The sequence below is a fragment of the Acidicapsa dinghuensis genome (assembly GCF_025685685.1).
Taxonomy (GTDB): Bacteria; Acidobacteriota; Terriglobia; order Terriglobales; family Acidobacteriaceae; genus Acidicapsa; species Acidicapsa dinghuensis.
This window is the reverse complement of record NZ_JAGSYH010000009.1, coordinates 63,296-82,963: the sequence shown is the minus strand read 5'-3', so window position 1 is coordinate 82,963 and position 19,668 is coordinate 63,296. Positions and strand designations below refer to the sequence as shown.

The 19,668-nt window shown below is 58.4% G+C and carries 16 protein-coding genes; 12 read left to right on the top strand and 4 right to left on the bottom strand.

Translation table 11 applies throughout. The features are described from left to right. Positions 1 to 37: 37 nt before the first annotated feature. Positions 38 to 850, bottom strand: coding sequence for a hypothetical protein (locus OHL22_RS22490; protein WP_263342044.1), 813 nt, complete (start codon positions 848 to 850; stop codon positions 38 to 40). 327 nt (positions 851 to 1,177) lie between these two features. On the opposite strand from OHL22_RS22490, the gene OHL22_RS22485 reads away from it, so the two are divergent. Both OHL22_RS22485 and OHL22_RS22480 read left to right on the top strand, forming a co-directional pair. After that, positions 1,178 to 1,681: a hypothetical protein gene (locus OHL22_RS22485; protein ID WP_263342042.1), complete on the top strand. Its 504-nt coding sequence runs from the start codon at positions 1,178 to 1,180 to the stop codon at positions 1,679 to 1,681. 85 nt (positions 1,682 to 1,766) lie between these two features. Beyond that, on the top strand, positions 1,767 to 2,315 hold the full coding sequence (locus OHL22_RS22480) for an AAA family ATPase (protein WP_263342041.1): 549 nt from the start codon (positions 1,767 to 1,769) through the stop codon (positions 2,313 to 2,315). Here OHL22_RS22480 and OHL22_RS22475 read toward each other — a convergent pair. The 3 genes from OHL22_RS22475 to OHL22_RS22465 all read right to left on the bottom strand — a co-directional run bounded on the left by OHL22_RS22475 (position 2,293) and on the right by OHL22_RS22465 (position 6,121). Next, positions 2,293 to 3,291: an ROK family protein gene (locus OHL22_RS22475; protein ID WP_263342039.1), complete on the bottom strand. Its 999-nt coding sequence runs from the start codon at positions 3,289 to 3,291 to the stop codon at positions 2,293 to 2,295. The genes OHL22_RS22480 and OHL22_RS22475 overlap by 23 nt on opposite strands. Further along, entirely contained in the window at positions 3,288 to 5,534 is a 2,247-nt protein-coding gene (locus tag OHL22_RS22470; protein ID WP_263342038.1) for a tetratricopeptide repeat protein, read from the bottom strand. Before OHL22_RS22470 ends, OHL22_RS22475 begins: the two co-directional genes overlap by 4 nt. Before the next feature lie 119 nt (positions 5,535 to 5,653). Further along, a complete protein-coding gene (locus tag OHL22_RS22465; RefSeq protein ID WP_263342037.1) occupies positions 5,654 to 6,121 on the bottom strand; it encodes a DUF1648 domain-containing protein in 468 nt (155 codons plus the stop codon). 109 nt (positions 6,122 to 6,230) lie between these two features. Between OHL22_RS22465 and OHL22_RS22460 the strand changes: the two genes are divergently transcribed. From OHL22_RS22460 to OHL22_RS22415, 10 genes are all read left to right on the top strand, one after another. Then, the gene (locus OHL22_RS22460) at positions 6,231 to 7,688 is read left to right on the top strand and encodes an aldehyde dehydrogenase family protein (RefSeq protein ID WP_263342036.1); all 1,458 of its coding nucleotides are present in this window, start codon (positions 6,231 to 6,233) and stop codon (positions 7,686 to 7,688) included. Between the two features lie 116 nt (positions 7,689 to 7,804). After that, positions 7,805 to 9,268, top strand: coding sequence for an esterase/lipase family protein (locus OHL22_RS22455; protein ID WP_263342035.1), 1,464 nt, complete (start codon positions 7,805 to 7,807; stop codon positions 9,266 to 9,268). A gap of 505 nt (positions 9,269 to 9,773) precedes the next feature. Beyond that, complete coding sequence (locus tag OHL22_RS22450; protein ID WP_263342034.1) at positions 9,774 to 10,649, top strand: cytochrome c3 family protein; 876 nt, start codon at positions 9,774 to 9,776, stop codon at positions 10,647 to 10,649. Further along, positions 10,646 to 13,765: a TAT-variant-translocated molybdopterin oxidoreductase gene (locus OHL22_RS22445; RefSeq protein ID WP_263342033.1), complete on the top strand. Its 3,120-nt coding sequence runs from the start codon at positions 10,646 to 10,648 to the stop codon at positions 13,763 to 13,765. Before OHL22_RS22450 ends, OHL22_RS22445 begins: the two co-directional genes overlap by 4 nt. Before the next feature lie 62 nt (positions 13,766 to 13,827). After that, positions 13,828 to 15,255: an NrfD/PsrC family molybdoenzyme membrane anchor subunit gene (nrfD, locus tag OHL22_RS22440; protein ID WP_263342032.1), complete on the top strand. Its 1,428-nt coding sequence runs from the start codon at positions 13,828 to 13,830 to the stop codon at positions 15,253 to 15,255. Then, on the top strand, positions 15,255 to 15,800 hold the full coding sequence (locus OHL22_RS22435; protein WP_263342031.1) for a DUF3341 domain-containing protein: 546 nt from the start codon (positions 15,255 to 15,257) through the stop codon (positions 15,798 to 15,800). Before nrfD ends, OHL22_RS22435 begins: the two co-directional genes overlap by 1 nt. Next, positions 15,800 to 16,657, top strand: a complete 858-nt coding sequence (locus tag OHL22_RS22430) for a cytochrome c (RefSeq protein WP_263342030.1) — start codon at positions 15,800 to 15,802, stop codon at positions 16,655 to 16,657. The genes OHL22_RS22435 and OHL22_RS22430 overlap by 1 nt, the downstream gene beginning before the upstream one ends. 16 nt (positions 16,658 to 16,673) lie before the next feature. Then, the gene (locus OHL22_RS22425) at positions 16,674 to 17,966 is read left to right on the top strand and encodes a hypothetical protein (protein ID WP_263342029.1); all 1,293 of its coding nucleotides are present in this window, start codon (positions 16,674 to 16,676) and stop codon (positions 17,964 to 17,966) included. Beyond that, positions 17,953 to 18,579, top strand: coding sequence for a hypothetical protein (locus tag OHL22_RS22420; protein WP_263342028.1), 627 nt, complete (start codon positions 17,953 to 17,955; stop codon positions 18,577 to 18,579). Before OHL22_RS22425 ends, OHL22_RS22420 begins: the two co-directional genes overlap by 14 nt. Positions 18,580 to 18,744: 165 nt before the next feature. Then, positions 18,745 to 19,662: an SCO family protein gene (locus OHL22_RS22415; protein WP_263342027.1), complete on the top strand. Its 918-nt coding sequence runs from the start codon at positions 18,745 to 18,747 to the stop codon at positions 19,660 to 19,662. Positions 19,663 to 19,668: the final 6 nt, after the last annotated feature.

The following is a 19,668-nucleotide window of genomic DNA, read 5'->3' as shown; positions in this document are numbered from 1 at the left end:
CTTGATTGTCAAGAGGAAAATTGAGATGAACCTGCGCTCAGAACGAGCGGGGAAGGATGGAGTTGGCTACGCCGTCGGGCAGGTGCGCTTTGTGCATCAGCTTTGAGAGGTCAGGCGAAAACTCGGCAATGATGTTGGCGGTGGTGATGGCAGCAAACCCGCGTTCAGAACGTTGCAGGCCATGGGCGATGTCGTTGAAGCCATCGGGTTGCCAGAGATTGCAGATGAATCCTGATGCGGAAGCTGCCGCAAAGTTTGAAACAGCAAAGGTGCGTTGGCCAGAATTCATACGATCGAAGAAAGTGAAAAAGATGGCATGGGAGATACGGTGTGTGACGCGGTGATCAAGCGAGCGGAAGTAGCGAGGATCTTCGTGATCGAGCCAGGCGACACCAAAATCGGTGAAGCCTCCGACGGTACGGCCTCCAGCGGTTGAACCGTAGTTGCGGGCAAAGGCTGCCCCGCCGTCCGACCAGTCGCGAGGAAAACGGCGTGCCGGATGGGCCATGGTGATGCCTGCCTCAGCCGCAGGCAGGACGATGGCCTCGGGACTGAATGTGGTGTGGGCCTGGAGGCGAAAGCGCTCGTTGAGCGTCATGTAGTGCGATGGATGCACCGGTACGGGAGTATCCATCGGCATTGGGTTGGTAGGTGATGGCTGAGCTGTGGATGGAGTCTGAAGCGGGGACTGCGGACTGCTCTGCTGTAGCGAGCTTGCAAGCTGAATATCTGTCTGACCCTCTTGTAAAACGCTGATTGAGGGATTGTCTGGCAATTGAGATGTCAGTTGAGATGTCTGCTGCGATATTTGGGCCTGGCTGGTTTGCGCCATAAGAACGGATGTTGTCATGACCACGAGCGACAGAAAAGCGGATGTGCGAAGGAAATGCAGGGAGCAAAAGTGAGAAACGCGAAGTTTCTCGGAAAAGCCTGTACTTACTTGCATAATTGGGGACCATTCTTGTGATTTCGAAGAGCTTAATTATTTCTTCAGTTCCGGTTGTAGGATGCGGTGCCGGCGATGGAAGGCCATGAATGTTCGAAATGTCACGATTCCGAGGCTGGGGCAGGTAGATGAACCAGGGCAGACCTCGACCGAAAGATCCAGGCCGGGAGCGGGCTGCGCTATACTCCGGGCAGTTATTTCAGCGAATTGATGGGGAGTTAGAGGAGCAAGATGGGTAAAAAGGCAATTCATTTTTGGCTGCCGCTTATGGTGCTTGCAGCAGGCGTGGGAGCCTGGGCGCAAGGCGGAGACACAGTGTTGTCAGTCGCAGATGCGACGAAGCTGCTGCCTCCGGCAGTGTATTTCAAGGGACAGTCAGCGACGACGCAGTTGCGGAACTCTGGCGGTGTGAAGTTTGCGGATGGCAGCTATCTGCTCTCGGTGATGGTGGATACGAGCGGATACTCGAGCGACGTCCAGCAAAAATATCAGGCGTATTTCATTACTGAGGATCCGATTGAGATCGAAGGCAAGAAGCTGCCCGCAGGTATTTATGGCGTGGGCTTCGTAGGCGATAAGTTTTTAGTGTTGGATGTGGGTGCGCACGATCTGCTGCAGGTGGATGCGCATAACGATGCGGAGATGAAGCGTCCGCGACCGCTGGAGATAGTCAAGGCGGATAATGGCGGATTCCGGTTGTATGAGGGGCGCAAATATATAGCGTTTGCGCGGTAAGCTCACAAGAAGCGGGGAAGCGGTCAGGCTTCGGCCTGGCCGTTTTGTTTTTGCTGCTACGTTCCGATCGGTGAGGGTCCGTGCGATGAAGCTTGTTTTTCTATATGGAATGCCGGCGACGGGGAAGCTTACGGTGGGCCGGGAGCTGGCTGCGATGACGGGATTCAAGCTGTTTCACAATCATCTGGTGGTGGACCTGCTGCTGGGGCTGTTTGAGTTTGGCAGTGCGCCGTTTGTGGAGTTGCGCGAAGAGATGTGGCTCTCGATCTTTGAGCGGGCGGCGAAGAGTGGGATGCCAGGGCTGATTTTCACGTTTGCTCCAGAGGCTACGGTGCGCGCGGGGTTTGTCGATGAGGTTGTGCGGCTTATGACACGATGCGCCGACGAAGTGCGGTTTGTTGAATTGGTTTGTCCTTTCGGAGAGTTGAAAGAACGGGTATCGACGGAGGCGCGCAGGCAGTTTGGCAAGCTGAGCTCAGTGGAGCTGTTTGAGAAGCTCCATGCCGAGGGCGTGTTTCGGGGCTATGCCATGCCTGAGCCGGAGCTTCGTGTGGATACGAGTGAGATGGAGCCGCGCGCGGCTGCGATGTTGATTACCGAACGGCTCGCTCTTACGCCATTGCCTGGGCAGTGAACCAGCGAACGCCCGCGCCAGTGAGCGGGGCTTCGTCCATGAGGCGGGAGATGACGAGCTCGGCGTGAATGCCGGTCATGGCCCTGCGTGCGGCTGGCAGGAAGAGATGATGAGCGCGGCTGATGCCGCCGCCGAAGACGATGACATCGGGATGGAACGCGGCGCAGTGCTGATCGAGCGCGAGGCCGAGATGCCGGCCGAAGTCACGGAAGGCTTCGCGGGCGCGGCAGTGAGCGGCGAAGGGGTCTTCGGGCGGCAAAATTGCCGGCGGCTCAGGGCAGGGATGGTCGCCTTTAGCTTTGTCAGCGATGGCGGAGACCTCTGCTTCGACGCCAGTGAAGACCTGATACTGGCCACGCAAAAAACGAGTGGAGACAAAATCTTCGACAGTGGCGTTGTTATAGGGAAGATTCCAGATTTCGCCGCCGGGTGGAACGCCGGGGTCGCCATTGGGCTGATCGGATGGAATGGCGATGTGGCTGCCCTTGTCATTATGAATTCCGAAGGCGCAGCCGATGCCGGTGCCGAGAGTGATGCCGATGGCGCGATCAAAGCCGCGGGCAGCGCCTGCGCCCATTTCGCCCAGTAGAAAAGCTGCAGCGTCATTGACGAAGCGGAGCGCGGAAGGCTGCCAGCCGAAGCGGGTTGCGAGTGCGGATTTGAGATCGACGCCGAAGAGAGCGGGCAGCTTGTGCTTCATCTGGCTGATGCCGTTTTCGTAGTCGAATGGGCCGGGCATGGCTAGCGATGCGCCTGAAATGTTGCTGAGAGGAATCTGCGCGGATGCAGCGGCGGTTTCACCGAGGGTGTGGATGAGACGGCCAAAGCTGGCAGCGGAGATGTGGCCTGAGCCTTCGGATGGAAGCGGCGCCTGCGAGAGTCCGCGCAGACGGAAGGACTCGGATTCACAGACGGCTGCCGAAATGTGGCTGCCGCCAACGTCATAGACGAGGACGAATTGCTGGGGATGGTTCACGCCGACTTTGTTGTATCACAACGGGCGGTACACGGTGGACAGTGGCTGGTGGACTTAGAGAGCTCACGACCTACGCGCTGCATCAACTCTTGCCAGTTGCAGGGGCTCGATTGGCGAAAGAGGCGCGCCTGAGGATACCAGGGCGTGCAGGGGCATTCCTGCATCCATCGCCAGTCGGATTGCCATGGCAGCAAGAGCCAGAGCGGTTTGCCGAGTGCTCCGGCGAGATGGGCGACGGCAGTGTCGGTGGTGATGACGAGGTCGAGGTTTGCGATGACGGCCGCAGTGTCGGCGAGATCGCGGTCGTGGGAGCCAAGGTCTTGCAGGTGAAGATTAGGGGGAAGGCCGCGCATTTCTTCGGCAGGTTTGCCTTTTTGCAGGGAGACCCAGTGGATGTTAGGGAGCGCGAGAAGCGGGTGGAAGGTTTTGAGATGCGTGGAGCGCTCGTGATCGGCGCGGTAGTTGGGGTTGCCTGCCCAGTTGATGCCGACGCGTTGGGATGAGTCGGTCGGCTGGTGCGCCAGCTCGGCGGCGCGGATACGGACGAGCTGAGGGTCTGCATAGAGGTAGGGGATGGTTGCCGAAATAGAGTCGAGTGTTGTGCCGAAGAGGGCTGGCAGGCTCATAAGCGGGCAGTGATGCGTGATGGCTGGGAGTTGGCTGCCTTGCGGGATGAGATGGATCTTTGTACCGGTTGCCGTGGAGGTTTGCTCTGCAAAGCCTTGCAGAAGACGCAGGAGCGGCGCCTGGACCTCGACGACGATGCTGCTGCCGGGCGCGCGTTCGGCTGAGAGAGGCAGATAGCGGAAGAACTGGATGGTGTCGCCGAGTCCCTGCTCGGCATAGAGAAAGAGTGTGCTTGACTCAGCTAGTGGTTCGCCGTGCCAGCGTGGTTGCGGAAAGCGGCGTGGGCGTGGATGGACGTCGCGGAAAGACCAGCGGATTTCGTAGTTGGGCCAGCCGTGCGTGAAGTTGCCCATGCGTAGTTGGGTGAGCGCGAGGTTGTAGCGTGCGCCTGCGTGGTGCGGATCGCGGTCGATGGCGGCCTGGTGGGCTGCGAGGGCTTCATCACAGTGGCCGAGACGAAGCAGGGTGTTGCCACGATTAGAGGCTGCGGTATTGTGACCGGCGGATTCGGCTTGTGCGAAGGCCTCGATGGCTTCTTCGAGTAGCACGGTGTATGGCTCGGGGACATCTGAGGCTACTGCGGCAGTGTGTTCGGCGAGAAGAAGAATGCCGCGAGTGTTGGCGATCTCGGGGTTGGGGTGATTGGGGTTGCTTTGCGTGTCGGAGGCTTCGGCTTCGCGGAGGGATTGCCAGGCCTGCGGGAATTGTTTGCGGTCGAGATGAAGGCAGGCGAAGGCGATGTGGACTTCGGCGAGGCGGGCGAATCGTGTGGATGCTTTGAGATCGTCAGCAAGGGTGAGTGCGCGCTCGTACTGAAGCTGTGCCTCGTCGTATCGGCGGTGACTACGGGCGAGATGGCCGAGGTTGAGATGCGCGGAGATGCGGGTTGCATGTCCCCGTGGGCCGAGAGGCGTAGCGGTTGCGATTGCCTGTCCGTAGCAGGGAGCGGCGAGATGACTGCGTCCGTCGGCGACGAGTTCTACGCCGAGATTGAGCCATGCGGAGGGAAAGCTGGGCCGCAGCGTAATTGCGCGGTGGTAGGAGCTCGCGGCATCGGTGTGGCGGCCGAGCTTGCCAAGGGTGAAGGCAAGCGCGAAGTGAAAGTCCGCAACACCGGGAGCGAGATGGACGGCGGTTTCGAAGCTTGTGAGCGCTGCCGCATAGTTGGTTTGCGATGCGAAGGAGTTGCCGAGGCCGTAGTGGGCGGGGGCGATAGAGGAGTCGAGTGCGATGGCGCGTTGATACGCAGGCTGCGCTAATGCTGGTTTGCCGAGCGCCGCGAGGGTATCGGCATAGTTGGCCCAGACGATGGCATTGGCAGGACCGGTGGCAATGGCGGCTCGCGCCATGCGCAGGGCGGGCAGCGCCTGTTTGCTCTGGCGTGCGATGAGGCTCAGGCCGAGCAATGCTGACTGGTTGCGCGGATCGGTGATGAGTGTCTGCCGGTAGGCTTCGGCCGCATGCAGCAGTTGGCCACTCGCATGAAGCTCACGGGCGTGATGAAGCGGGTAGGGGTTGGCTGCCGGATTGGGGGAGGGTGTCGGGGGAGGGTCTGGAAGGGTAGAAATGCGGGGTGGTGGTGCGAGGAGAGATTGGGGAAGGGCTGCGGCAGCCATGCTTCTTTTGAAGTTAGTGCGCTTCGAGGCTGCTGCGTTTCAATGCCGCTGAAATCGATGGAGGAATTTCCCGCGACGGGATTGTGCGATGAGTGGTGCTGAATCGGAACGGCAATCTCTCACGCTGAGCGACGAAGCGCGACGAGATGCAGCGCGAGGGTGAGGAAGATGACGCCGAGGGCGATGGGCATGAGCAGGATCGGCAGGGAGTTGGTCTGGGTGCGGACGGATTGGATGATGGCATATTGCAGGACGGCGAAGAGGAGGAGGACTTCTGCCTTGATGCTGACGACCATGCGGACTGCGATGCGATGGAGGCGATTGCGATTTTGCGCCGTGACGCGGACTGGGAAGTTGAATGAGCTGGGGAAGAGGCTAACAACGGTAATAAGTGTGTAGAGGGCTGCGCCGATGATGGGCAGCAGCCAGAGCGTGGATGCGGGTCCGTAAGAAGTGGGCTCGCCTGCGCCGTTGAAGTGCGTGGGGATCTGGCCGGAGAGATGATTGGGACCGTAGAGAGCGGTCCAGGTGAAGTAGAAGAGGGCCGCGAGGGCGGCGATTGCCAGAAGTTCGAGCAGCTTTCGCATACTTCTACTCATTGTTTCACGAAGGCCGAATTCGCAAGATCGCAGGCGGTGCGAGTTGGGTGTGAGTGCTGCGCATTTAGGATGGAGGGATGTTGAGGAGAATGGCGCGATGAAGATGCGACCGGGTGCGCAGACTGGGTTTCTGTTGTGCGGTAAGGAATGGGTGGATGGCGAGGCGATAGAGGTGCGTTCGCCATGGGACCAGGGTCTGCTGGGCAAGGTGACGGTTGCGACGCGCAAGGATGCGCGCGAAGCGGTGAATCATGCCGTGGCCTCGATGCGGAGGCTGCGGGCGCTGCCGCGATGGAAGCGCAAGGAGATTCTGGAAGATATTGCCGCTGCCCTGATTGAGCAGAAGGAGCGCTTTGCGCAGTTGATAGTGGCAGAGGCGGGCAAGCCGATCCGCACGGCGCGGGTGGAAGTGGAGCGCGCGATTCTTACGTTCAAGACGGCGGCGGAGGATGTGATCCGGCTGGGTGGTGAGTCGATTCCGCTGGACCTGACGGAAGGCAACGAAGGCCGCTGGGGGCTGGTGCAGCGTTTTGCGCGCGGTCCGGTGCTGGCGATTACGCCGTTTAATTTTCCGCTGATGCTGGTAGCGCACAAGCTGGCTCCGGCGATTGCCTGCGGATGTCCGGTGATTCTGAAACCTGCTCCGCAGACGCCGTTTACCGCGCTGGCGCTGGGTGAGGTTGTGCTCAAGGCTGGGTGGCCGGAAGAAGCGCTTGCGATATTGCCGCTGGCGAATGAGGATACGGCGTGGCTGGCGGAGCGGGAAGACCGGCTGAAACTGGTGAGCTTTACCGGATCGGCAGCGGTGGGCTGGACGCTGAAGGCCAAGAGCGGCAAGAAGCGTGTTGCGCTGGAGCTGGGCGGGAACGCTGCGCTGATTGTGCATTCGGATTGGGCGGGAGGGGATGATGCGGTTCTCGATGCGGCGGCGATGCGAACCGCGCATGGAGCGTTTGGATACGCGGGACAGAGCTGCATCAGCGTGCAGCGGGTCTATGTACACCGGCCGATCTTCCAAAGCTTCCTGTGGAAGGTAGTGGAACGCGCAAACAAGATGGTGTGCGGCGATCCCGCGAATGAGACGACGGAAGTAGGTCCAGTGATTCGCCCAGCAGATGCCGAGCGCGTTGAGGCATGGGTGAAGGAAGCGGTCGAGGCAGGCGCGAAGATTGTGGAGAGCAGCGCGCGTGAGGGATCGGTGCTTGCGCCGACGATTCTCACCGGCACTCGGCCCGGCATGAAGGTGCATGACGAAGAGATCTTCGGACCCGTGGTGGCGATTGAGCCTTACGACGATTTTGAAGAGGCGCTCGCGATGGTGAACCACTCGCGTTATGGATTGCAGACCGGCTTGTACACGCGCGACGCGGGGCGGATTATGACGGCGTTTCGCGAGCTGGAAGTGGGCGCCGTGATTGTGGGCGATACGCCGACGTGGCGGCTCGATCCGATGCCGTATGGCGGCGTTAAGGATTCAGGGCTGGGGCGTGAGGGCATTCGCTGGGCGATTGAAGAGATGACGGAGCCACGGATGCTGGTGATGGCCGGAGTTTAGGGCCGATTTTTGTAACGGAAGGAGCGGATCGAATCACGAAATATTTGTGATCGTGCGGCCATCGAAGAGTGATAGATTTGCTGCGCGAATCAATTGCCAAACGATGGGAGTACGTGATGACGCGACCGCTCTTGCTAATCCATGGCTACTCGGCTACTGGCCTCGATTTCACCAATCTCTACTGGGCGCTGGTCGACAAGAAGGTTGATGTAGAGCTGCTGAATGTGGGCAACTACATTTCCCTCAATAACGAGATCACCATCGAGGACATTGCGGAAGGAATGCAGCGGGCCATCAGCCTGACGAAGCTGGACGCGTCGGAAGAGTTCGACGCAATTGTGCATTCGACGGGCATGCTGGTGGTGCGGGCGTGGCTGGCGCACCAGAATATTACGCCTGACGCGAATGACCGGCTGAAGCGATTGAAGCATCTGATCGGCCTGGCTCCGGCGACGTGGGGATCGCCGCAGGCACATAAAGGACGGACATGGCTGGGTGCGCTGGTGAAGGGAAGCAAGACACCGGGGCCGGATTTTCTGAATGCCGGAGACCTGGTGCTGGATGGATTGGAACTCGCGAGCAAGTTCACATGGGATCTGGCGCATGCCGATCTGCTGGGTCCTGAGCCGTATTTCGGCACCGGATCGAATACGCCGTATGTGACGGTTTTCATCGGCAACACGCCGTACACAGGTCTCTCAAGTCTGGCCAACGATCCGGGGACGGATGGTACGGTGCGCTGGTCGGGCTGCGGCTTGAACACACGCAAGATCGCGCTGGACCTGACGAAGACGCCGACGGATGAGCATGGCAAACCACGGAGCCGGGTAACGATGAGTCCGTGGGCGAGTGAGTCGCGGTTGAATGTGCCGATGCTGGCAGTCGATGGCCGCGACCACGGGACCCTGGTCTCCAACCCCGATGCAGGGATGGTGGACCGGATTGCGTCGTTTCTGGAGATCGGAAATATCGATCAATACAATGCTTGGCTTGCCGAAGCGCAACAGTGGAGCGCTCCGGCACAGCAGCAGATGTTGAAGAGCAAGGGGCATCTCTTTGCTTTCTGGGAGACCGAAGAGCTCGATGGATGGCAACAATTTGTCGTGCGGGCTCGCGACGCACATGGCGATCCGGTGAAGGATTACATGATCGAGGTGTATGAACTGGGCCCCGATGGGGTGACATGGCAGAGGGCAGAGGAGATTTCGGTGGACGTGCATGCCTATGGCGCGGACCCGAGTTACCGCTGTCTCCACGTACAGTTGCCGAAGGGAATCACGACGACGCCAAGACCGATGCAGATTCGCATCCAGGCGTCGACGGGAACGGACGTGATGACGTATCAGGGCTACGGAAGCGATGACCAGAAAATGGAGATGCGCGCCGACAGCGATCCAGTGACCATAGACATCAGTGATGCGCTGAAGGATAAGGACGCTACCTTGTTTCATCCTTTTACGACGACGCTGGTAGAGGTGGTTCTGAACCGTGTGCCGTATCCATTCGACAAAGTGGAAGGGATCTTCGAGTGGCTTCCTCCTTTCCCTGCGCGGCAGAACGGAAGCTCAAGCCAGCAATAAGGTTGGCTGAAGCGTGGAAATTTTCATCGAAAGACCGTGCATCCTTCTCACCTTTTGAGACGGAAGCTCGTTTCGAGAGCCGTTGAGATGCGCTCAAATTCCTTGTTTGGCAAGATTGTTTGTTTTCATGCGGTTAAAGAGGTTCCAAACTAGAAACAAATTTTTAAGGACGCAAAGAGGATAGGTGCCGGTTCCGGGATCGGGCTGCTATATTGATTTTTCGGGGTGTCCGGTTCGGTACACCCTGTCGCTAATCTTCCTTGCTCGTTTTAGTTCATGGGATATATCAGATCGTTTCCGTTGCCGATATGCAGTGGCCATGGAATCACTGAGCAGGGTGGGTTCGTGATTATTGAGGTATTAGAAGATGCCGTCGGTTTGTGTGACCGTTCCAGTCCACATTCGATTGGTGAGGCAAGCAACAGGATCTACGCAGTACGCAACTTGAAGCAGAACTAAACGACCCGCATTCCTTTGGCGGGGAACCGGAAACAGGGAAGCATTCATGGCGCAGATTTTCGACCGCAGCTCCAATGCACTGGCACGCATGAGCCTGGTCCTTACGGGATTGATTGTGATCGCACTCGGGGTAACGCTGGATGGACTGCAGCGTTCGCCATGGGTGACGCGGCAGGGACAGCGGCCGGATCAGCCGGTGCCGTTCAGCCACAAACACCATGTACAGGGACTGGGATTGCAATGCCAGTACTGCCACGTGACGGTCGAGAAGTCGAGCTATGCCGGCATACCCCCGACCAAAACGTGTATGAACTGTCATGCGCAGATCTGGACCAACGCATCGCTGCTTGAGCCTGTGCGCCATAGCTGGGCGACGGGCGAGAGCCTGGTGTGGACCAAAGTGCACGATCTGCCCGACTATGTCTATTTCAACCACTCCGTACATGTGAACAAGGGCATTGGCTGTTCGAGCTGTCACGGCCGTGTGGACTTGATGCCGCTGATGTACCAGCAGAACACGCTGCAGATGGAGTGGTGTCTGAACTGTCATCGCAATCCGGCGAAGAATCTGCGGCCGGTGAGCCAGATCTACAACATGGCCTGGGAGGGTCCTTCAAGCCAGAAGCCAGTGTGGTGCGCGGTGAATGGCGAGCAGGCCGATAAGCCGACGGCGCAGAGCGTGGACTGCGTGACCCGCGATCCGGCGAAGAATGGGACGCAGGTGGCATCGCTCAGTCTGGATGCCGTGCGGCTGCCGGGCATGGGCGCTGTCTCTGCGCAGGCCGGTGCTGGCGCGGTGATTCCGGCGCAATTGAGCTATACGAAGTTCACCAGCCAGGAGGATCTCGGCAGGTTCCTGGTTGACCACTACAAGATTCGCAAGCCGAACGAGCTCTCCAGCTGCGAGGTATGCCACCGATGAGCAGCGAGGCGGGAAAGAGCAACATGCAGCAGGATCCAAACGGAAATGGCATGACGGCAGTGGCAGAGGCTAATGCCGGGCTGACGCTGGCGGAAGTGCGCGAGCGGCTCAAGGGCGTCAAGGGCAAGAAGTACTGGCGGTCGATTGACGAGCTGGCCGGAACGCCGGAGTTTGAAGCAGCAGTGGCCAAGGAATTTCCGGACCAGGCTTCCGAGTGGATCGATCCTGTGTCACGGCGCGGCTTCATGAAGCTGATGGGTGCGTCGATGGCGCTGGCCGGACTGGCTGGTTGTACCAAGCAGCCGGAAGAGCCGATCTATCCCTATGTGAAGGCGCCTGAGGATCTGATCCTGGGCAAGCCTAACTACTTCGCGACAGCAATGCCTTTCCCGACCGGCGGCGTTCCGCTGCTGGTGAAGTCCGACGCTTACCGGCCGATTAAGGTCGATGGCAATCCGGATCACAGCTACAACCAGGGATCTTCTGATGTATTCAGCCAGGGATCGCTGATGGATATGTATGACCCTGATCGCTCACAGCGTGCGACGGTGCGGGGCAATGTAGCAGACTGGGCGGATTTTTACGAGGCATACCGTGAGAAGCTGTTGGCCAGCAAGGGCAACGGTGGCGAAGGCCTCTACTTCTTAACGTCTGCGATCACATCGCCAACTCTCGAGCGGCAGTGGAGTGAAGCGCAGAAGGCGTATCCCAAGGCGAAGCTGGTGCAGTATGAGCCGGCGTTGGCGGGGACGGCTTTCGCAAAAGGTTTTAATCCGCAGTACTCGCTGGATAAGGCTGATGTGATCGTTTCGATCGATGCGGATTTCCTTTCGGGTGCGGCGTATCCGGGATTCCACAAGCTGGTGCGTGATTATGCCAAGCGGCGCAAGCTGGCTGATGGCGACCGCACGATGAACCGGCTGTACGCGATCGAATCGACGCCGACGACGACCGGCATGAAGGCCGAGCACCGGCTGGTGCTGCGGGCAAGCGAGATTCCGGCGTTCGCGGCGGACCTGGCTGCGGCGGTAGGCGGGAACGGCGCTTCTCCGAGCGGTTACAGCTGGACCGAAGAGCAGACCAAGTTTCTGAACGCATTGGCTAAGGATCTGAAGGCGAGCGGCGGCAAGAGCGTCGTGATTCCGGGTCTCTATCAGGATCCTTCGGTATCGTTCTTTGCGCAGGGCATCAATGTGGCGCTCGGAAATGTTGGCAAGACCGTTGCCTACGGCACGGTGGCGGGACAGGCCAGCCCATCCGATCAGGTTGCGGATCTGAAGTCGCTGGTCGCGGATCTGAATGCGGGCAAAGTGGATTGGCTGATTATGCTGAACACCAATCCTCTCTACGACGCACCAGCGGATCTTGAATTTAAGAGCGCCATGAACAATGCCAAGATGACGGTGCATCTTGGATTGCTTCCGGGCGAGACGGGTGCGGAGGCGATCTGGCATCTGCCGGCCGCGCACTATCTTGAGTCGTGGTCCGACGTCCGCAGCTATGACGGCACCGTTTCGATCGTGCAGCCGTTGATCGAGCCTCTCTATGGCGGGCGCACGACGCACGACTTCTTTCAGGCGATGCTGGATGAGCCTATGGTTTCCGCGTATGAGGCTGTTCGCGCGACGTGGAAGGCGGATCTTTCCAAGGGCGGCGATTTCGAGCAGAACTGGCGTAAGGCGCTGCATGCGGGTTGGATCGACGGCACTGCGTATACGCCCGGTACGACGCCCACGGCGCTGGCCGCTGCCAAAGCGCCGCAACCTGTCTCCAAGGATACGTTTGAGATTATCTTCCGTCCGGATACGAACGTGTATGACGGCCGGTATGCCAATGTGGGTTGGTTGCAGGAATTGCCGAGGCCGATCACGAGCCTCTCATGGGACAATGCCGCGCTGGTTTCGGCCGCGACTCTTACGAAGCTTGGCGTCGAAGAAGGCGACATTCTTGAGATCACCGCGAACGGACGTAAGGTAAAGACGCCGGTGCTGGTTGCGCCGGGGCATCCGGAAAATTCTGCAACACTCTATCTTGGCTACGGACGCCAGGAAGGCCGCGTGGCTGGAGGAGCAGGTTTTGATGCCTATCTGCTCCGCACCTCCGATGCGCTGCATTACACGACAGGCACCGTGAAGAAGGTAGACGGTAAGTGGGGCCTTGCGGTAACGAAGAGCCACTACCAGGATCATCGCGGCAAGCTGGCCGGGGGCAGGGGTGACGGCAATTACTCGCTTGAGTGGAATGAAGCAGATATACGCGGCGTAATACGCGCGGCCACGCTTGAGGAGTTCAAGGCCGACCCCAACTTTGCCAACCAGGATACAGACGAGCGGTCGATCGATCACAAGGACGCTACGCTTTTCCCCAACTGGCAATACAACGGCAATGCCTGGGGCATGTCGATTGACATGAATAGCTGCACGGGATGCAATGCCTGCATCGTGAGCTGCTATGCAGAGAACAACATTGCGGTGGTGGGCAAGCAGCAGGTGCGTATCGGTCGCAACATGCAGTGGCTGCGCATCGACACATATTTCGAGGGAGACCTTTCCGCGCCGCGTGCGCACTTCCAGCCGATGATGTGCCAGCACTGCGAAAATGCTCCGTGCGAGGAAGTCTGCCCGGTTGGTGCGACGGTACATACACCGGAAGGCCTGAACACGATGGTCTACAACCGCTGCGTGGGCACTCGCTACTGCTCGAACAACTGCCCGTACAAGGTGCGCCGCTTCAACTACCTGCTGTACTCGGATTTCGAGACCGAAAGCCTCAAGCTGATGCGCAATCCGGATGTTTCGGTGCGGTCGCGTGGCGTGATGGAGAAGTGCAGCTACTGCGTGCAGCGCATCCAGGAAGTAAAGATCACGGCGGACAAGGAAAACCGTGCCATCAAGGACGGCGAGATCGTGACGGCGTGCCAGCAAGCCTGCCCATCGCAGGCAATTACGTTCGGCAATATCAACGATCCCGGCAGCAGAGTGAAGAAGCTGCGTGATGATTCGCGAAGCTACTCGCTGCTGGCGGATATCAATACGCGGCCACGGACAAAGTATGTTGCCGAGGTTCTGAATCCGAATTCCGAGCTGGCGGAAGCGCCGGTAGAGCACGCGGGTTAGGCGACGGTGAATCGATGACTGAGAAAGTTGCGGCACATAACGCTGAGAGGCTTTATTAGGCGATGGCAACGAAAGATTTTACGACAAACGATCCCATGATCGACCCGGAGACAGGGGAGTTCCGCGTACTTGGGCAGGGACAGACCTTTAACTCGGTGACGGCGAAGATCTCGGATATTGTGCTGACACCGCACACTCCATGGGGTTGGTACGGCTTTTTCGTGGTAGCCGGGTCGGTCACAGGTATTTTGATGACCGCTGTGACCTGGCTGTTCCTGAAGGGTGTGGGCATCTGGGCCATCACGCAGCCGGTTGCGTGGGGCTTCGCCATCATCAACTTCGTCTGGTGGATCGGTATCGGCCATGCTGGGACACTGATCTCGGCAATTCTGCTGCTCTTTAAGCAGGGCTGGCGTAACTCGATCAACCGGTTTGCCGAGGCAATGACGATCTTCGCAGTCGTTTGCGCCGGCATGTTCCCGCTGATCCACGTAGGCCGTCCGTGGCTCGGGTACTGGCTCTTTCCGCTGCCGTTCACGATGAACGTGTGGCCGCAGTTCCGGTCGCCGCTGCTGTGGGACGTATTCGCGGTCTCGACCTACGCAACGATCTCGGTGGTCTTCTGGTATCTCGGTATGGTGCCGGATTTCGGCACGCTGCGCGACCGGGCCAAGTCGCCGTTTGCGCAATATTTTTACGGAATGATGTCGCTGGGCTGGCGCGGCAGTGTCAAGCACTGGATGCGCTATGAGACGGCTTCGCTGTTGTTGGCTGGTTTGGCGACGCCGCTGGTGCTCTCGGTACATACGGTCATCAGCTTCGACTTCGCTGTCGCCGTTCTTCCGGGCTGGCATACAACAATCTTCCCGCCGTACTTCGTGGCCGGCGCTATCTACTCCGGTTTTGCCATGGTGCTCACGCTGGCGATTCCGTTGCGCAAGTTCTACCACCTGGAAGCGCTGGTTACGGAACGCCATATCGACAACATGGGTAAGGTCATGCTGGGCACTGGCGGCATCGTGGCCTACGGATACGGCATGGAAGTATTCATGAGCTGGTATTCGGCGTCGCACTGGGAATTCTTCATGATGTGGAACCGTATGTTCGGCCCGATGGGCTGGGCGTATCTGGTGCTGATCTTCTGCAATATCGCCTTCCCGCTGACTACGCTCTGGGTACGCAAATGGCGCACCAACATCACGTTCATGTTCATCCTGTCGCTGATCGTGAACACGGGTATGTGGTTTGAGCGATTTGTGATCGTCGTGACCAGCCTGTATCGCGACTTCCTTCCCTCCTCGTGGGGTACGTATCGCGCCACTAAGTGGGATTATGCGACGTTCTTCGGGACGCTGGGACTGTTCACCTTCCTGTTCCTGTTGTTTGTGCGCTTCCTGCCCATGATTCCGATGAATGAGATCAAGTTGATGCTGCCCTCGGCCAAGATCAAGCCGAAGGAGCCGGCAGCTGCCGGTTCGGAGGGACACTAATGGCTATACCGGTAGAAGGAACCTACGGCATGCTCGCCGAATTCGAGACGCCTTCCGATCTGGTACGCGCGGCGCAGGCTGCGTACAAGAACGGGTGGCGAAGAATGGACTGCTACACGCCCTATCCGGTGGAAGAGGCGGCCGAAGCGATCGGATTTCACAAGAACAGGGTGCCATTGATCACGCTGATCGGCGGCCTGATGGGTTTGGTAGCGATGTTTTCGCTGGAAACCTGGATCTCGGTGCTGGCGTATCCGGTGAATATCGCAGGAAGGCCGCTCTACTCATGGCCTGCATTTGTCGTTCCTGCGTACGAATGGACGATTCTCTGGGCCGGTCTTTCGGCGTGTTTCGGGACCCTGGCTTTGTGCGGTCTTCCGACGCTGTATCACCCTTTGTTCAATGTGCCGAATTTTCGTAGCGGTGCGACCGACGATAAGTTTTTCCTTTGCCTGGAAGCGACGGATCCGAAATTTGAGATTGTCTCCGCCAGAGAGTTTCTGGAAGAGCAGGGACCGGTTTCGGTGGTGGAGGTGGAGTACTAATGGCGATCCTCCACAAGGTGCAAGGGCTTAAGTACGTGTCCCTCGCGCAGACCAGAATGACAGGCGGAAAACGGCAGTTTGCGGCATTGGCGGTGGTAAGCCTCGCGATGCTTGGCGTGGCCGGCTGCCGGCAGGACATGCACGATCAGCCGAAGATGGATCCTCAGCGAGGGTCGGTGATCTTTGCCGATCACCGATCGGCGCGCCCGCAGGTGCCGAATACCGTGGCGCGCGGCATACAGGACGAAGACAGCTACTTCTATACGGGTGTGGTGCAGGGCGCGAATGGCTACAAGGAAGAAAAGGATGCGCTGCCCTTCCCGGTTACGATGACTGTGCTCGAAAAGGGGCAGGAGCGGTTCAATATTTACTGCACGCCCTGCCACTCTCGCGTGGGCAACGGAGCCGGCGCCATTGTGATGCGCGGCTACAAACCGGCAGCGAATCTGAACGATCAGGTGCGGCGTTCGCAGCCGCTGAGCCACTACTTTTACGTCATGAGCCATGGGTATGGCGCTATGCCCGATTACTCGGCGCAACTGACGCCGGACGAGCGCTGGGCGGTGGCGGCCTATATTCGCGCGCTGCAGTTGAGCCAGTCGGAAGGAACGATGAAGGATGTTCCCTCCGGCACCAAGGTTGACACGCTGAAAGACATCGCCGCGGCTAAAGGTGAGCCCGCCAGTTTTGCCGAGCCATGGGATTTGCCCGGGCCGACGGCAATTCAGGCGTATCCACCAGTCGCCAGTGAAGGAACTCCGGCAATGAACAAGGGGTACCCGGCGGATCCAGAGATCAAAGTACCGCACACTGCGGCGCCTGCAACAGCCAAGCCTGCAGCCGGGCCGGGGAAATAAGGAGCGGGATTAAAGAATGGCACACTATTCACACGCAAAGGTACTTCCCGCGGATCTGAGCGCGCCGCCAATGGTCAAGGCCTGGCAGGCACGAGCGCTCGTGGTAGCAATTTTGTTTGCGGTCACCGCCGTGGTTCTCGCGTTTGTCGGCGGTGCTTCGGGATGGGATCATCTGTGGCGGGGCTACCTGGTTGGGCTGACGCTCACCTGGGGTTTCTCGTGCGGTGGCCTGCTGATGCTGATGCTGCAGTACGTGACGGGCGGTAAGTGGGGCCTGCTTCTGCGTCGGCCGTTTGAGGCGATGAGCCGGACGCTGTGGCTGATCATTTTGTATTGGCTGGGTCTTGGTCTGATGCTGAGCAGGCTTTACATGTGGGCAAATCCCGGCCTGGTCAAAGAAGGCGTGGACAAGGGCCTGATCAACACGACGCAGTTCAATGCAATCGAGCATTGTCTCCAGTGGAAGCACCCGATGCTGAATGTTGGTACGTATTGGGTGGTCGGAGCCATCTGCTTCGCGATCTGGTTTTTCTACACCAGCCGTTTGAACGCAATGAGCCTTCAGCGCGACAAAGACACGCTGGCGGCGACGCCTTACTGGATCAAGAAATTCGAGAACCTCTCGGGCTTCGGTATCGTGGTGTATTCCCTCACGATGACTGCACTGTCGATCTACTGGGTCATGTCCACTGACGTCACCTGGTACTCCGCCGTCTACGGATTGTTATTCCTGGTAGGGCAGGCCTATCAAGTGCTTGCCTTCGCCATCATCGTGGCGCTGGCGCTTTCCAAGGTCGAGCCTTTCAAGACGATTTTGCGCGGCGTGGAGCAGTACGACCTGGGCAAGTTCACTTTTGCCTTTGTCATGCTGAACATGTACATCGCTTTCGGACAGTTCCTGATCATCTGGTCGGGCAACCTGCCGGAAGAGATCAATTGGTACATGGATCGCATCAATGGCCACTGGGGAATTATTTGCACCATCGATTTCTTCCTGCACTGGCTGATTCCGTTCTCGCTTCTGCTTTCGCGTGATCTCAAGAGCAACAAGACGAGGCTGACGCGCGTCTGCCAGATCATGATTGTCGCCAAGGCATTCGACCTCTTTTGGCTGGTTGAGCCGAGCTATAAGGACGCAGCGCGGAATCTGCATTTCTCGTGGGGAATTCTGGAGTACATCGCTGTGCCGGTCGCGATGACAGCGCTTTGGGTTGCGTGCTTCTGCTGGGAGTTGCAGCGGCGGCCGGTGGTACAAGTCAACGATCCGCATCTGGCGGAGATTCTGGAGCCTGAACATGCCGTCGCATAGTGATGCACATGATCCCAAGCGCGAGCCGCTGGGCGAAGAAGTCGATGCTTCGCTTGGCTACGAAGGCACAGACGTTAAGGTAACGGGAATCGTTGTATTCCTAACCGCGCTGGCCATCTTTGTCGCGGTCGTCGGTTTGCTTTGCGTATTTATCGGTAAGGCCATCAACTCGGGTCTTGCGCGCTCCGACGGGCCCACAACGAAGTGGAATCATCCGGTAGATGTGCGCAGTCTCGGCAACATGGCGACAAGCCCTGAGCTTCAAAAGCAGTTTGCTCAGCTCGCATCACGATTCCCGTCGCCACGTCTGCAGACCGACGACGGCTATCAGGAAGTCACGGATATTCACGCGAAGGAAGATCTGCTGCTTGATAACTACAGCTGGATCGACGAGAGCAGGGGCACGGTCCGGATACCGATCGAGCGCGCGATGGAGTTGATTGCAGAGCGCGGCTTGCCGGTTGCTCCGCAAACGGCGGAAGGCCCGATGCTGGCGCATGATGTGCAGCCGACAGTGAAAGCTCCGCTGACGAACGGATTTGCAAGAACAGGGTACGAACAGGAACAGATCGAGAAGCAGGGTCTGGTGCAGTACGAGCAGGCCTATCACTAAAGGCAGGGAACAGGGCTTAGGAACCAGAAAGCAACGCTCGTTCCTCATGTAAGCACCTGGGCTTCAATTCATTGTGGTCCAGGCGGCGGAGAGCAGATAAATAGCAGGAGTATCACGGTAGTGATGAAGAGCGGGAACACAATTCGAGCAAGTAAGCAAGGAACGATGCGGATGTTGCGCGGCGTTACGCTGCTGTGCGCGGGTTTGATTCCACTCATGAGTGTGCTCCCGGCTATTGCACAGGTTTCAAGCTACGGCGATAAAGAGGCGGGACCGGCCAATGACAAGCCTTCGGTTCTGAGTAAAGTCGGCATCACGCAGAGGCTCAACGAACAGCTTCCTCTGGCTCTGCCCTTTGTGGATGAAACGGGCAAAACAGTTCAGCTTGGAAGCTACTTCGGTAAGCATCCTGCAATTCTGGCGTTGGTCTACTATCAGTGCCCGATGCTCTGCTCGGAGGAGCTGAACGGTCTAACCTCCGCGCTGAAGATGGTGCATCTCACGCCCGGCAAAGATTTCGACGTAGTTGTGGTCAGCATCGATCCGACGGAAGGTCCTGCGCTGGCTGCGGCCAAGAAGGCAAGCTACGTCAAGCGTTATGGGGACTTATCGACTGCCTACGGATGGCATTTCCTGACCGGTCAGCAGGCATCCATCGACGCTCTAACGCAGGCCGTTGGATTCGGTTATACGAAGATTCCGGGGCCTGACGGAAAGTTGACGCAGTTTGCGCACGCGAGCGCCATCCAGATTGTGACGCCGCAGGGCAGGCTTGCTCAGTACTACATGGGAGTGGAGTATTCGCCCAAGGATCTGCTGTTGGGATTGATCGAGGCGTCTTCCAATAAGATCGGCTCGCCAGTGGCAAACATTTTGACGTACTGCTATCACTATGACCCTACAACCAATACACACAGTCTGATTGTTGCCAGGGTGCTACAGTTGGGCGGCCTTTTGACGCTGCTCATTCTTGGCGGTTTTATGTTCTTAATGTTCCGCCAGGATGCGAAGAAAGCAAAGATTTTGAGAAATGGACCCTATGCGAGCGGCCACAATACGGCCGCAACAAAGGTGAACGGATAACGGATT